Here is a 13,993-nt window from a genome sequence, read left to right on the forward strand (position 1 = left end):
ACCGGGCGGCAAGAAGGGCACAGGTTTGGTGTTTTATTTCGTCAGGCGCGTAGCCATGGCCGAGGCTTTTTCGCCGATCGCCTTGAAGGCTGCGATCAGATCGGCGGCTTCTTCCGCCTGGAAGTAATTCGCTTCGGTCGTAGCGCAGGCCTTGAGCAACGCCTTGCCGCGATCCGGCGCCATGAATGCGACGGTATAGACCTGAACTTTGTTCTTTCGTGCGGTGTCGCACCACGTCAGGGTTGTCGTGTCGTCGCTCGTGTTGTTGTTGTCGCCGTCGGTCATGAAGACGATGTACTTTGTGGGAACCTGGCCGTTCTTAGCCTTGTGGGCGTCATCCTCGGTCGTCGCGGCAACGCGGTTGTAGGCTGTCTTGAACGCGTTGCCCGATGCCGTGCCACCTGTTGCGACAAGGGCGTTCACATAAGTCGAGGTGCCGGTTGTACCCCATGCGAGGTTCCCTGCCGTGTCCTGCGCGGAATTGTAGGAGACGGCCGCCGTGCGGACATACAGAGTGTTCGGGTCGGCGGTGTTCAGCTGCTTGACCAAATCGCCGACAGCGCTTTTCAGCGCGTCGATCTTCGTCACATAGCAGGGGTTGCTTGCCTTCAGGTTCGGATACTTGCTCCAGTTCGATTCCGTATAGTTCGGGCACGACGTCTTGGTCGTGTCCTTGGTATTGGTCTTCCAGGCCATGGAGCCGGAGCGGTCGAGCACCAGATACATCGAGAGCGCATTCTTGCTCTCTGTCGCGCTTTCGGCGGTGGCACGGGTTTCGATGTTGATTGATGTCTTCCCGAGCAGGCGTGTCATCGCGTTGAACTGGAACGTCTGCTTGTTCAGGACCGTGACGTTGTAGGCCTTACCGGTAGGGCCATTGCTGTTTTCAATGATCTCGATGACCGGCTGGCCGGCCGTCGACGCTTCCGCCGAAGCGGTTTTGGCCAGCGATCCCGTGCCGCCTGGATCCTGCCCGCCAGGAACGTCGACGGCGGTGCCGCCCGACTGGTTCTTGAGGAAGGCCGCAGCTATTTCCTTTGCTTTCGCAATCGTCGGTGGATCCTTCGCAACCAGAGAAGAGGCCGCCGCAAGCGCTGCGGCATCCGCTGCATCCTGCATTTGGTTCTTGGCCGTCATCATGCCGGCCATATCTATGGCGACGCCGCCGGCTGCCAATATCAATGGCGCTGCGAGTGCGGCCATAATGCCGAAATTGCCACCCCGGTCCTTGAGCATCGCTACGAAGGACCGGCCTACAGTGTATCGTCTTCCCATCTTTGCACACCCCAAAGGAACACGTTGCAAGCTTGCGGGCATCAATAGCGTCGATGGCTTACGAATTCGTTCCGACGATCGCTGCAATTTTAACGGAATACAGGAAAACCAGTGCTTACAGCGGGTTCCGCGGCACATGCCGTGTATGAAAACGAGAATTGTGGTGTGTCAATTCGGGTCAGGGCACGGGAATGACGTCGACGGCCTGTTTCGTCGTCTGGCTGCCATAGCTCTTCAGGACCCCGATGACGGGCGCAACGTCGCCATAGTCGCGCCCGTGACCGACGACGATATGGTCGGTTCCTGCCGGAATATTGTTGGTCGGGTCGAGTTCGAGCCAGCCGCCTGTGGTACCGCACCAGATCCGCACCCAGGCGTGCATGGCGTCGGCACCCTCGAGGCGTTCCTTGCCGGGCGGCGGGATGGTCCGCAGGAAGCCGCTGACATAGCCGGCGGGGATGCCGAGGCTTCGCAGCGCCACGATCATTACATGGGCGAAATCCTGGCAGACGCCGCGCTTCAGTTTGAACGCCTCGCCCGGTGTCGTGTTCACCGTCGTGGCCTCGCCGTCATAGGTGAAATCGTGGTGGATGCGCTCGCAAAGTGCTGCGGCGATCTGTCGGACCGTCATGGTGTCCGTGACGATTGCCCGCGCATAGGCGGCAATGTCAGGTGCTTCCGGCAGGAGCGGGCTTGGTCCCGTGAAGTGGTGCGGTGCTTCGGCGTCGACGGACCAGCAAGCGGAGAGCTCGGCCGGCAGGCCGGCGAGGTCAGGCGAAAAGTCCGCGGTCAAGGGCTGCGGCTCTACTTGTACCCGCGCTTGCATGCGGATCGTCAGGTCGTCGTGAGAGGACCGAAACAGGATCGAGGTGAACGGGTTGGCGAAGAAGTCGACGCTTTCGGCGCGCTCGGCCGGCATTGGCTGGCAGCTCAGCGAACCGACGATGAGCCGTTGGCGACCGGGGAGCGTCGCCGGCATCACGCGCACGAGATGGCGCCCGCCGGAAACCGGTACTTCATAGTCATAGGTGATCTTCAGGCTGATATCGTAGAGCATGTCCGTCCCTTCGCCCGCTAGCCGAGATAGGTTCGCGCGAGCAGATCGGACAGGCTTTCGAGATCCCGCTCCAGGCGATTGTAGACACCGAGGTTCATCGCTTCCGGCGTCATCACCGCGAGGCCCGAATGCAGGCGCATCGCCTCGCGGTAGAAGGGTGACATCTGCCCGTTGACGAAGGCGTTCGGCAGCAGTTCCACCTCGGTCTTGATCTCGTTCAACTGGTAGAGCACCGAGCGCGGGTTGAGCGGGTCGAGCGCCAAAAGGTCGGTCACGGTCAAGGCGGCGGTGCTGACATTGTAGCGCCGGCGGTGGGTCATGACGCTGTCGCCGATCTCGAGCAGCATGTCATAGGCGCCGTCGGGTGCATCCGGGCCCGACATATGGCCGAGCAGCCGCGTCATGTGAAGGCCGCGCTCCAGGTATCGGCCGATCGACAGAAAGCGCCACCCGGTGAAACGGTACATGTTTTCATGCACGAGACCGGCAAAGCCGGCGAGCTTGCGGAGCAGCACCGTCATCGCGCGGGTCGCATCGTCGCCGGCCTGCACCGTCGCGTGAAACTTGCGCGCCGTCTGCGACAGGTCGTTGAGCGCCAACCATCCGTCCGGGGAGAACCGGTCGCGGATGTTGCCGGCGCTGAAAAGGGCGCTGGAGATGTTGGCAAGCAGGCTGTCGGGCACTGGCTGGCGCGTGTCGATGTCCAGCGCGCCGAGATAGTCGCTGACATCCCTCAGGAGCGGCAGGTCCGGATCGGCGGTTTCGGCGAAGCGGCCGTGCCAGGCGCGCAGGATGCGCAGCGCCCCTTCCGAACGCTCGATGTAGCGGCCGAGCCAGAAGAGATTGTCGGCTGCCCGGCTCGGCAGGCTCCCCGGCATGTTGCGGGTGAAGCTTTCTTCGGCCGGAAGCAGCGTCGTGCGTTCCACCGGCCGGTCGCTGACGATCCAGACGTCGGCGGCAGTGCCGCCTGCCTGCATGGCGATTGCCGCGACATCGTCGCCGGAGCCGATGCGGGCGAAACCGCCGGGCATGATCTGCCAGCCGTCACGGGTGCGTGCTGCAAAGACGCGCAGGCTCATGGGCCGTGGCGTCAGCCGGCCGCGAACCCAGGCGGGGGTGGTCGAGAGCGTGACGACCTCCTGGCCGACGAGATTGCCGCCCTCGGCGCCGAGCCAATCGGCGATCGAGGCGCGGGCATTCTCGTCGAGCGTGGCGCCGAGCACCGACTGGCCGTTGTCATCGAAAAAGGGGCGCGTCGCATAGGCCGGGCCGATGACCATGCGATCGAGGTTGGCAGCGACCTGTTCGCGCTCGGCCGGCTGTCCGCACCACCAAGTGGCGATCGAGGGCAGCTTCTGCTCCTCGCCGAGCAAATGGTGGCAGATCGCCGGCAGGAAGGCGAGGAAGGCGCGTGTCTCGACGATGCCGGTGCCGAGCGCGTTGACGATCGAGACGGAGCCGGCGCGAAGCGCCTCGACGATGCCGGGTGTGCCGATATGCGAGGACTGGTTGAGCTCGAGGGGATCTGCAAAGGCGGCATCAAGGCGGCGCCAGAGCACGCCCACCGGCTTGAGGCCTGCGACGGTTCGCACCATCACCCGGCCGCCCAGGACCGTCAGGTCTTCACCTTCAAGCAGCATGAAGCCCAGGTAGCGGGCGATATAGGCGTGTTCGAAATAGGTCTCGTTGGCGATGCCGGGCGAAAGCACGGCGATGCGGTCATCCGGATGCAGCTTGCGGCTCTGAAGCGCGTCTCGGAATTCACCGAAGAAGCCCGCCAGTCGGTGGACATGGGATTCCGCGTAGAGATTGGAGAAGGCGCGCGTGGTCGCGACCCGGTTCTCCAATGCGAAGCCGGCGCCGGAGGGCGCTTCCGTGCGGTCCGAAAGCACCCACCAATTGCCGTCGGGGCCGCGGCCGATCTCAAAGGATACGAAATGCAGGAAATGACCATCGGCCGGCTTCACACCGACGAGCGGCCGCAGGAACTCCGGGTTTGAAGCGACCAGTGCAGGTGGCAGGAGGCCCTCGCGCACCAGCCGGTTCTCGCCGTAGACATCGGCGACCACCTTCTCCAGCAGTTCGGCACGCTGCACGAGCCCTTGTGAAACCGTTGCCCATTCCTTCTCGTCTATCAGGACGGGGATATGCGACAGCGGCCAGTTCCGGTCAGAAGCCTCCTTGGCACCGTAGACACGGTAGAAGACGCCAGCGTCGCGCAGGTAGCGGTCGGCGCGGGCGAAGCGGTTGGCAAGTTCCGTTTCGTCGAGCCGCCCCAGGGTCGCGAGTAGCCGCTGCCAGACGGGGCGGACATTGCCCTCCCGGTCGAGCATCTCGTCGGCGATATCAGGAAGGGCGCGGTAACCGAAGACCGGATCGTCCTCGGTGCCGCGATGGCTCTCGGCGGCTGATTGCTTCTTCGCCATTTACGCTCCTGGCGGACGCCTGAGATCAAGCGTCATCGGGAATTCCATCGACGGGCTTTCCGGGCGTAGCGGATATCCTCCTGGCGTATGACCCCAGGGCTCGAACCGCGACAGGCGCCGCGCCTCCGCCTCGTTGCCGTTGACCGGAAACGTGTCGTAGCTGCGCCCACCCGGATGGGCGACGTGGTAGATGCATCCGCCAATCGCCCGATTCGACCATGTATCATAGATATCGAATGTAAGGGGAGTGTTGACCGGCAGGACCGGGTGCAGGCCCGAGGCCGGCTGCCAGGCCTTGTAGCGGACGCCGGCAACAGCCGAGCCGTTGGAGCCGGTGCGCGTCAGCGGCACGGGCCGGCCGTTGCAGGCGACCGCGTAACGCTCGGGGTTGGCGGTATCGAGCTTGACCTGGAGGCGCTCGACCGAGCTATCGACATAGCGCACTGTGCCGCCGATCGCGCCCTGTTCGCCCATCACGTGCCAGGGTTCGAGCGCCTGACGGATTTCGAGCCTGGCGTCCTGGTATTCGACCTCGCCGCAGAAGGGGAAACGGAACTCGAGCTGGGCCTCGAACCATTCGGGCTTCAAGTCGAAGCCGTGGGCGCGAAGATCGGCGAGCACTTCGAGAAAATCCTGCCAGGCATGATGCGGCAGCATGAAGCGATCATGCAGCGTCGTCCCCCAGCGCACGAAGCGGCCATCAACAGGGTGCTTCCAGAAGCGGGCGATCAGCGCGCGCACCAGCAATTGCTGGGCAAGCGACATGCGGGCGTTCGGCGGCATCTCGAAGCCGCGGAACTCGACGAGGCCGAGACGCCCGGTCGGACCATCCGGCGAGAACAGCTTGTCGATGCAGATCTCGGCACGGTGGGTGTTGCCGGTGACATCGACGAGCAGATTGCGGAACAGCCGGTCGATCAGCCAGGGCAGGGGTGGCGGGGTCGCCGAGCCTGGCATCGGCACCTGGGCGAGCGCGATTTCAAGCTCGTAGAGCTGGTCGTGCCGGGCCTCGTCGATGCGCGGCGCCTGTGATGTCGGGCCGATGAAGAGGCCGGAGAACAGATAGGAAAGCGAGGGATGCCGCTGCCAGTGCAGGACGACGCTCTTCAGGAGATCCGGACGACGCAGGAACGGGCTGTCATTGGGATTGGCGCCACCGACGACCACATGGTTGCCGCCGCCGGTACCGGTGTGGCGCCCGTCGATCATGAACTTGTCGGCGCCAAGCCGGCTCTGGCGCGCCTCTTCGTAGACCGCCGTGGTGATATCGACGCAATTCTGCCAGCTGGCAGCCGGATGGATGTTGACCTCGATCACGCCCGGGTCCGGCGCAACGCGGATGACGTTGATGCGCTCGTCCTGAGGCGGCGCATAGCCCTCGATGTGCACGGGCAGTCCGATCGCGGCTGCAGCGCGTTCCGCGGATGCGATCAGGTCGAGATATTCCTCGACGCTGGCCATCGGCGGCATGAAGACGCAGAGCCTGCCGTCGCGCGGCTCGACGCTGATGGCGGTGCGCACCAGCCCGGCTATTTCGTCGCGTGGCTGAGCCTGCGGGGTTTCCGGTACTTCCGCGGCTTGAAAGCGGGAATGCTGCGGGCGGGCGCTGCTTTCGGCGAAATCAGGCAGATCGTTCCGGGGAACGGTCGGGTCGACCGGATGGATATAGGGATAGGCGGAGGGCGCGACATAGGGCAAGGCGCCGAGCGGCAGGCGATAACCGACGGGGCTGTCGCCGGGAACGAGGAAGATGCGGCCGCGGCGCGTCTGCCATTTCTCGCTCATCCACCGCACGCCAGTGGCACGCGCATTCCAGGCCTGCACAGGCAGCACGTAGCCGGTCGGTGCCGTCAGGCCGCGTTCGAAGACGCGGGCCATGCGGCTGCGCTCTTCGGGGTCCTTCAGCTTGGAATTGGAGGGATCGACATTCTCGGGGAGGTTTGCCTCCTTCAGCAGCCAGTCGGCGGGATCTTCGAAGGCCGGTTGGACCATCTCGGTCGGCACGCTCAATTCGCCTGCCATCAGATGCAACAGACGTTCGGCGTCCTTCGCGGTGACGTCGTGGTGGCCTGCCTCCTCGGCGATGAGGTCGGGGCGGCGCCAGATCGGCACGCCGTCCTTGCGCCAGTAGAGCGAGAAGGTCCAGCGCGGCAGGCTTTCGCCGGGATACCACTTGCCCTGGCCGTAATGCAGGAAACCGCCGGGCGCGAAGCGTTCGCGCAGGCGGCGGATCAACGCGTCCGCCTTCTCGCGCTTGGTCGGGCCGACCGCGTCAGTGTTCCACTCCTCGGACTCGAAGTCGTCGATCGAAACGAAGGTCGGCTCGCCGCCCATCGTCAGCCGTATGTCGTTTTCCTGGAGCACGCGATCGACCTGTTCACCGAGCGCGTTCAAGGCTTCCCAGCTTTCGTCGGAGAACGGCTTGGTGATGCGCGGATGTTCCGCGACACGTGTCACCTTCATGTCGAAGGCGAAATCGGTTCGGGTGTCGGGATCGCCGAAGAAGCCGCCGGAGATCGGCGCGGCGTTGCGATAATGGGGCGTTGCGGCAAGCGGAATGTGGCTTTCGCCGGTCAAGAGGCCCGAGGTGGGGTCGAGCCCGACCCAGCCGGCGCCGGGCAGGTAGACCTCGGCCCAGGCATGCAGGTCGGTAAAGTCGTGGTCGGTGCCCGAGGGGCCGTCGAGCGCCTTGAGATCCGGCGTGAGCTGGATGAGATAGCCAGAGACGAAACGGGCGGCGAAGCCGAGATTGCGCAGGATCTGGACCAGCAGCCAGCTCGAATCGCGACAGGAACCGCGGGCCGACGTCAAGGTGTCCTCCGGCGTCTGGACCCCGGGCTCCATGCGGATGACGTAGCCGATCTCCTGCTGCAGGCGCGCATTGAGCCCGACCACCATATCGATCGTGCGTTGCCGCGCGCGGTCGACTGTCGCGAGGAAAGCGCCAAGCGCCGGCCCGACCGGTTCTGGCGTCATATAGATCTCAAGATCATCGCTGAGATCTGCAGGATAGGGGAAGGGCCAGTGTTCCGCCTCTTCTTCGACGAAAAAGTCGAAAGGATTGTAGACGGTCATGTCGGCGACGAGATCGACCTCGATCTTCAACTCGCTGACCGGATCGGGAAAGACGAAGCGGGCAAGGTAGTTGCCGTAGGGATCCTGCTGCAGGTTGACGAAATGATTGGCGGGCGAAACCTTCAGCGAGTGGCTGATGACCTTCGTCTTGGAATGAGCCGCAGGCTTCAGCCGGATGATCTGCGGCGACAGCCTTACGGGACGGTCATAGGTGTAGTGGGTCAGGTGATAGATACTGGCCTTGATCGACATGCCGAATTTGATCCCCCTGCGGCATGTTTCCTTAAATCGCCTTCGATTTAAGGACAAAAACATGCAGCCATTCAAAGTGCTACAGCGACCTTAGCGCGCCTGAGGCGCGCGGCGCTGTAGTGGTAGGTCTTGCGCCCCCATCTCCGGGAAGTTTGTGCAATGCAAAGTAAGAAAGCAAGCGCGAAAGTGGCTGAGGAAAATCAAGGCGCTGCAGCGCTTTCGCACGCCCGTTCAGGCGTGCGAAAGACTGGCTCCATTGCGGTTAGACGAGCGGGGGGTTGATGCGGGCAAACCCTTCCTGGCGGTAATAGGGGAAGTAGGGATAGGCCGGCGTCGTCTTGCTCGCTTCATCGAGCCGGGCGATCTGTTCCGGCGACAGCGACCAGCCGACGGCACCAAGGTTCTGGCGGAGTTGCTCCTCGTTGCGGGCGCCGATGATGACGCTCGAAACGGTCGGGCGCCGCAGGAGCCAGTTGATGGCGATCTGCGGAACCGTCTTGCCGGTCTCCTCGGTCAACTGGTCGAGCACGTCGATGACATCGTAGAGCTTGTCGTCGTCGACGGGCGGGCCGTAAGCGGCCGTATCGTGCAAGCGGCTTCCTTCCGGCCAGGGCTGGCCGCGGCGGATCTTGCCGGTGAGGCGGCCCCAGCCGAGCGGGCTCCAGACCAGCGCGCCGACGCCCTGGTCGGCGCCGAGCGGCATCAGTTCCCATTCGTAGTCGCGGCCGACGAGCGAATAGTAGACCTGGTGGGCGACATGGCGCACGAGGCCGTGCTTCTCCGAGACGGCCAGAGATTTCATCAACTGCCAGCCGGCGAAGTTGGAGGCGCCGATGTAGCGTAGCTTGCCGGCGGTAACGAGGTTATCGAGAGTCGATAGCACCTCATCGACCGGCGTGCCGGCGTCGAAGGCGTGCAGTTGCAGGAGGTCGATGTAATCGGTGCCGAGCCGCTTGAGGGCGTCGTCGACGCCTTTGATCAGGCGCGCTCGCGACGTGCCGGCATCATTCGGCCCGTCGCCCATCGGCAGCGCGATCTTGGTCGAAATCAGCACGGCATCGCGTCGTCCCTTGATCGCGGCGCCGAGCACGCTCTCGGAGGCGCCGTCCGAGTAGACGTCAGCCGTGTCGAAGAGGTTGACGCCGGCTTCCAGCGAAATGTCGATCAGTCGTCGCGCTTCGGCTGCGTCGCTGTTGCCCCAGGCGCTGAAAAGCGGCCCCTTGCCGCCGAAGGTCCCAGCGCCGAAGCTCAAGGCCGGCACCTTCAGTCCCGATGATCCAAGCCGTCTGTATTCCATGTCTTCAATCTCCTCGTTGGCTTTGTTCGCGCGAGACACCGGCCGTCGATGCTCGCTTCAAGGAGAAGGTGGTGTTGGGGTCATTTGCGATGTAGACCTCATGAAGGAACATCATTTGTGAGTTGAAGTCACATGTCGCGCTTGACGATCAATCGTTCTGGGGAGATGGCGGTTTTTGCCAAGGTGGTGGAGCTTGGCGGCTTCTCGGCTGCGGCAAAAGTCTGCTGCATGACGCCCTCGGCTGTCAGCAAACTCGTCCAGCGACTGGAGGAAAGGCTTGGTGTCCGGCTCGTCAACCGGTCGACGCGGCGGCTGCAACTGACGGCGGAAGGCTGCGTCTTCTATGAGCGGGTCGTACGCATCCTCGCCGACATTGATGAAGCGGAGCGCTCGGCGGGCGCCGGCGAAACGCCGGAGGGCCGGGTGCGCCTCAATGTCAGCGCGTCCTATGCGACGCATGCGTTGATGCCGGTGCTGCCCGAATTCCTGGCGGCGTTTCCGTCGGTCTCCCTCGATATCCTGCAGACGGATGCCGTGGTCGACCTGATGGCGGAGCGGGTCGATATCGCCGTGCGCGCCGGACCGCTCAAGACATCGAGCCTGATCGCACGCAAGCTCGGCACCACATCGATGACGATCGTCGGTGCCCCATCCTATCTCGATCGTTTTGGCGTGCCTCAGACCATCGAGGATATCGAGGTGCACAACCGGCTGAGCCATAGCTACACACGGGCGTTCGATGGCTGGCCGTTGCTGTCGAATGAAAAGCAGATCGTTCTGCCGCCGACGGAACGGGTGCGGGTCAGCGATGGCGAGGGCTTGCGCCAGCTTGCGCTTGCGGGTGTGGGCCTTGCCCGGCTTCCGACCTTCACGGTCAGGGAAGATATCCAGGCCGGCCGACTGCTGCCGTTGGTCGAGCATCTCAATCCCGGTGATATCGAGACTTTTCATGCCGTGTTTCTCGGCCAAGGCGGAGCCTTGCCGTCGCGTGTGCGGGTCGTGCTCGATTTTCTGGCTACGCGCGCGCGGATTTCGTCTTTGTGAAGTGGGAAAGGGTCGCCTCTGCCGGGTGGCCGCAGACGCGGTTGCGGCCTTCGGATTTGGCGCGATAGAGCTCCGTGTCGGCGCACTCGATCAGGTGCTTCCAGCCGCCGTTTGCGGTTCGGCCCTCCGCCACGCCGAAGCTGGCGGTGACCTTCAGTTGCTGTCCATCCGCAACGACGATCGGCTCGCGCGCAAGGTTGGCCCGGATCCGCTCCGCCAGCGCAAGGGCCGACTCGATGTTGTCGCCGGGCGTGATGACCGCGAACTCCTCGCCGCCGAAACGGGCGACGAGATCGGAGTTGCGCACGGAGTTGCGGATGACGCGGGCGATTTCCTTGATCACGATGTCGCCGACCAGATGGCCGTGGGTATCGTTGATCTGCTTGAAATGGTCGATGTCCATCAGGATCAGGCAGGCGTCCTGGCTGCTGTCGGCCGTGTCTTCCGCGCCGCCGATGAGCTCCAGCGCCCGGCGGTTGAGCAGGCCGGTCAGCTCATCGGTTTCAGCCTGATGTTCAAGGTGCTGCATCAACAGCGCGCGTTCGTCGAGGCGTTTGCGCAGCACGTCGATCGCGTCGAACAGGCGCCCCATCTCGCCTTCACCGCCCTTGCCCTGAAGGCGGGCGATCGGACGGTCGTTGGCGAGCTCGATGATGCTGTGGCGTGCGATGAGCAGCGGTTCGAAGACCAGCGAGCGGGCGCGGCGCATCAAAACCAGCAAGACTAGGAACAGGGCGAAGGTCGCAAGGCTGGCGACCGCTAGCTTGACCGAGGCCCTCGTCTTGTTTGCCGCAAGCCGCGCGACGGTCGCATCCATGAAGGCACGGCGAAGATCCTCGAGCGGCTTCATCTTCGGGACGAAGCGGTCGGTCAATTGCTCGGCGGTCATTGGATAGGCGCCCGATTGTCTGCCGATGGCGACGATGCTGTCGATGATCGCAAATCCTTCGCCGAAGAACTCGCGGTCGATCCTGGCGAGATCTGCGATATTGGCCGGTTTCAGGCCGGGAAGGGCGCCGGGCTTGCCGACGATCGACCAGATTTCCTGCAGCCTGCCGCGTGTGCGCTCGCTATCGGCGATGTTCTTTGCTTCGAGCGGCTGGCCGACAGCAACCGGGGCCATGACCTGCGAGCCGAGGCGACCGCCGTCCTCGCGCAGATTGGCGAGCATCTGTGCCGCAAGTGCGATGCCGGCAAGGTTCGGGTCGGTGTTGGTCAGGCGTTGGATGTTCCAGTCGATCGCCGGGCGAAGCGCGTCGATGACGCCGAACATTGCCTCGATCGTAGCCTGGATCTCCGTCAGGTCCCGCTGTTCGGGCGGAAGCGCGGCAATGCGGTCGATCTCGGCGCGCGCCAGCATCAGGCGGCGGCGAACTTCGACGAGAATGGGGGAGAGGGCGCCGGCAGGTTCGGTGCCGCTGGCACCGTCGATGTCCTCGGTGAGCTTGGCGAGCGCCGCGTCGCTGCGGGTACGAAACTCGGCAAGCCGGGCCTGGACCGGCGAACCGGGTGCCACGCCGATGCCGAGCACGCCATTGGACGGGCCGCGCTCGGCCGAGAGGTAGTTTGCAGCGTCGAGCACGCGGCAGAAGGCCATGACTTCGGTCAGGTTGCGGCGAGCGATGACGAAATCGCTATAGGAGGCGGCGATGATCTCGGTGGCGAGCACGCCGGTGCAGGCAACGACGATGGCGAGCAGCCATTGGAGCTTGCGGCGCAGCGCCTTCGCCGTGCGCGCTTCTGCAACGCCCGTTTCCGGGGGCGTATAGCTGCCGCCTTTGTTCTTCATTTACGCGAAGTTGCTCCACTCATGTCGCCGCTCATCGCTTGGGCTGTCGCGACAATTCTTGTCGTGTGACAAGAAACCCATCCGAAATCAGTGTGCTCGTTGCCCCTGTTATCGTATAAGGTGTTAAATAACCTTGAAATACCCTGAAATACTAGGGGTCGCGCCGCAGCCGAGGGATGCGCGTGGTGCAGGGCAGCGGCTTGCATTCCGTCACCGCACAGCGCCCATCGGATAGAAAAGAGGCCCGCCTCCTGATGGGAGGCGGGCCCTGTCTCATGCGCGTGCTTGTCGGTTGACGCGACCGTTCAGCGCTTCGGCGCGACCAGCGCGAAAAGGGCACCTTGCGGGTCGAGCGCCTGGACGATCCAGGCGCCGCCGGGCACCTCCATCGGCTCGAGCACGACCTTGCCGCCACCGGCCTTGATACGCTCGATCGATGCGTCGAGCGCAGGCACGTTGATGTAGTAGAGCCAGTAGGGCGCGGGCACTTCCTTCGGCTTGGTCATCATCCCGCCGATCGGAGCGCCGCCATGGGCAAAGATCTGGTAGGTGCCCATCTCGCCCATGTCCATGCCCTGGTCCTTCGTCCAGCCGAAGAGCTCGGCGTAGAAGGGGAAGGCGGTGTCGAGGTCGCCGGACGCGAGTTCGTGCCAGCCGACCAGGCCGGGCGACATCGGATCGGTGACCGGCGGCGGATCGCCCGTTCCCTTGAAGATCGCGAACACGGCGCCGTGCGGGTCGGTGACGACGGCAAAGCGCCCAATGCCCGGGATATCATCCGGCGCCCGATGAACCTTGCCGCCCTTGGCGGCGATCTTGGCGGCGGTCGCATCGACATCGTCGACGCCGACATAACCGAGCCAGGCCGGGGGTACCTTCATTTCGAGCGCACCTTCCGGCATCGTCATCAATCCGGCAACCGGCAGCTCGCCGATATTGAACAGCGTGTAGCTCATGCCGGGCATGCCGGAATCGCGGGCATTCCAGCCGACGACGTCCTTATAGAAGGTCTCCGCCGCGGCCATGTCCGTCGTCATCAGTTCATACCAAACAAATTTGCCGTGATCTGCCATTGCCTTCCTCCAGTTTGCTTGGCGCGGCGCATTTCGTGCCGCTTGGTTGCATGTTCGAATGGGCCGACGTCGGAGCGGGTTGAAGCGGGACGCGGCCGGGAACCGGGCACGGTCGCTCGTCCCGCGGTCAATCCCGGCGCAGGTATTCCGCCGTCATCATGTCTTTCCAGCTTCCGTCCGGCGCCTGCACTTGCGCCGTCAGCAAGCGCCGGGAGTGATCGAGGAGCGTTATGACGTCCCGGTACCGCGCGGTTCTGCCGGGGTTTTCGAAATCCGGTCCATCGCAGTAGAGAGACAGGGATCTGCCTTCCGCATCCAGTTCGCCGTCATAGACCCACATATGGGTCAGCATGGAGCCGACCCAGGTACCGATGTAGCGTTTCGTCTCGGGATTGTAGCCGAGCGTCATGAGCGTTTCGCCGAAGCTGCCGCCCGGCATCGTTCCCTGACCTTCGCAGACGATCCAAAGGCCATGAAGCGAGCGAACGTGTTCGGTCCAGGGGCCGCTCCCGTCGGGCTCGCCATCGGATCCGGCCGTGCGAACCTGCCAGTCGCCCAGCATTTGTTCGAGCCAGCGATGCGCTTCTTCCGGTTCTGCTTTCACGGGATTTCCTTCTTGGTCCGGGCGCAGGTCATCGGCCCGGCACGCGAGCGTTCTGGAAACGATTTCGCAGGCGAAAGGTTCCGCCCGCGAAGGACGAGGAG

The 13,993-nt window shown here is 63.9% G+C and carries 9 protein-coding genes; 1 reads left to right on the forward strand and 8 read right to left on the reverse strand.

The genetic code is table 11. The annotated features are described in order from the left end of the window. Window positions 1–33: 33 nt before the first annotated feature. The 5 genes from ACTJKE_RS08640 to ACTJKE_RS08660 form a co-directional block, all read right to left on the reverse strand. The gene (locus ACTJKE_RS08640; RefSeq protein ID WP_057254600.1) at window positions 34–1,275 is read right to left on the reverse strand and encodes a vWA domain-containing protein; all 1,242 of its coding nucleotides are present in this window, start codon (window positions 1,273–1,275) and stop codon (window positions 34–36) included. A 178-nt stretch (window positions 1,276–1,453) separates the two neighbouring features. After that, entirely contained in the window at window positions 1,454–2,332 is an 879-nt protein-coding gene (locus ACTJKE_RS08645) for a transglutaminase family protein (RefSeq protein ID WP_058325245.1), read from the reverse strand. A 17-nt stretch (window positions 2,333–2,349) separates the two neighbouring features. Then, window positions 2,350–4,758: a circularly permuted type 2 ATP-grasp protein gene (locus ACTJKE_RS08650; RefSeq protein ID WP_440691730.1), complete on the reverse strand. Its 2,409-nt coding sequence runs from the start codon at window positions 4,756–4,758 to the stop codon at window positions 2,350–2,352. Then, a complete protein-coding gene (locus ACTJKE_RS08655) occupies window positions 4,759–8,085 on the reverse strand; it encodes a DUF2126 domain-containing protein (protein WP_440691732.1) in 3,327 nt (1,108 codons plus the stop codon). Window positions 8,086–8,347: 262 nt separating this feature from the next. After that, window positions 8,348–9,382 carry an aldo/keto reductase gene (locus ACTJKE_RS08660; RefSeq protein WP_057254604.1) on the reverse strand — a complete coding sequence of 345 codons (1,035 nt, stop codon included), beginning with the start codon at window positions 9,380–9,382 and terminating at the stop codon, window positions 8,348–8,350. A gap of 132 nt (window positions 9,383–9,514) precedes the next feature. Here ACTJKE_RS08660 and ACTJKE_RS08665 point away from each other — a divergent pair, with 132 nt between their 5' ends. Next, a complete protein-coding gene (locus ACTJKE_RS08665; RefSeq protein ID WP_058326672.1) occupies window positions 9,515–10,426 on the forward strand; it encodes a LysR family transcriptional regulator in 912 nt (303 codons plus the stop codon). On the opposite strand, the gene ACTJKE_RS08670 is transcribed toward ACTJKE_RS08665, so the two are convergent. From ACTJKE_RS08670 to ACTJKE_RS08680, 3 genes are all read right to left on the reverse strand, one after another. Beyond that, window positions 10,398–12,215, reverse strand: a complete 1,818-nt coding sequence (locus ACTJKE_RS08670) for a GGDEF domain-containing protein (protein ID WP_440691734.1) — start codon at window positions 12,213–12,215, stop codon at window positions 10,398–10,400. The genes ACTJKE_RS08665 and ACTJKE_RS08670 overlap by 29 nt on opposite strands. A gap of 305 nt (window positions 12,216–12,520) precedes the next feature. Then, a complete protein-coding gene (locus ACTJKE_RS08675) occupies window positions 12,521–13,288 on the reverse strand; it encodes a VOC family protein (RefSeq protein ID WP_110880153.1) in 768 nt (255 codons plus the stop codon). Between the two features lie 127 nt (window positions 13,289–13,415). Beyond that, complete coding sequence (locus ACTJKE_RS08680) at window positions 13,416–13,892, reverse strand: DUF1579 domain-containing protein (RefSeq protein WP_058325929.1); 477 nt, start codon at window positions 13,890–13,892, stop codon at window positions 13,416–13,418. Between the last annotated feature and the right edge of the window lie 101 nt (window positions 13,893–13,993).

It is taken from the genome of Ensifer sp. 22521, assembly GCF_052044795.1.
Lineage (GTDB): Bacteria > Pseudomonadota > Alphaproteobacteria > Rhizobiales > Rhizobiaceae > Ensifer.

Excerpts from the sequence above, each read along its gene's own strand:
- ACTJKE_RS08640 (WP_057254600.1), bottom strand. The coding sequence starts at position 1,275 with ATGGGAAGACGATACACTGTAGGCCGGTCCTTCGTAGCGATGCTCAAG.
- ACTJKE_RS08645 (WP_058325245.1), bottom strand. The coding sequence starts at position 2,332 with ATGCTCTACGATATCAGCCTGAAGATCACCTATGACTATGAAGTACCG.
- ACTJKE_RS08650 (WP_440691730.1), bottom strand. The coding sequence starts at position 4,758 with ATGGCGAAGAAGCAATCAGCCGCCGAGAGCCATCGCGGCACCGAGGAC.
- ACTJKE_RS08655 (WP_440691732.1), bottom strand. The coding sequence starts at position 8,085 with ATGTCGATCAAGGCCAGTATCTATCACCTGACCCACTACACCTATGAC.
- ACTJKE_RS08660 (WP_057254604.1), bottom strand. The coding sequence starts at position 9,382 with ATGGAATACAGACGGCTTGGATCATCGGGACTGAAGGTGCCGGCCTTG.
- ACTJKE_RS08665 (WP_058326672.1), top strand. The coding sequence starts at position 9,515 with ATGTCGCGCTTGACGATCAATCGTTCTGGGGAGATGGCGGTTTTTGCC.
- ACTJKE_RS08670 (WP_440691734.1), bottom strand. The coding sequence starts at position 12,215 with ATGAAGAACAAAGGCGGCAGCTATACGCCCCCGGAAACGGGCGTTGCA.
- ACTJKE_RS08675 (WP_110880153.1), bottom strand. The coding sequence starts at position 13,288 with ATGGCAGATCACGGCAAATTTGTTTGGTATGAACTGATGACGACGGAC.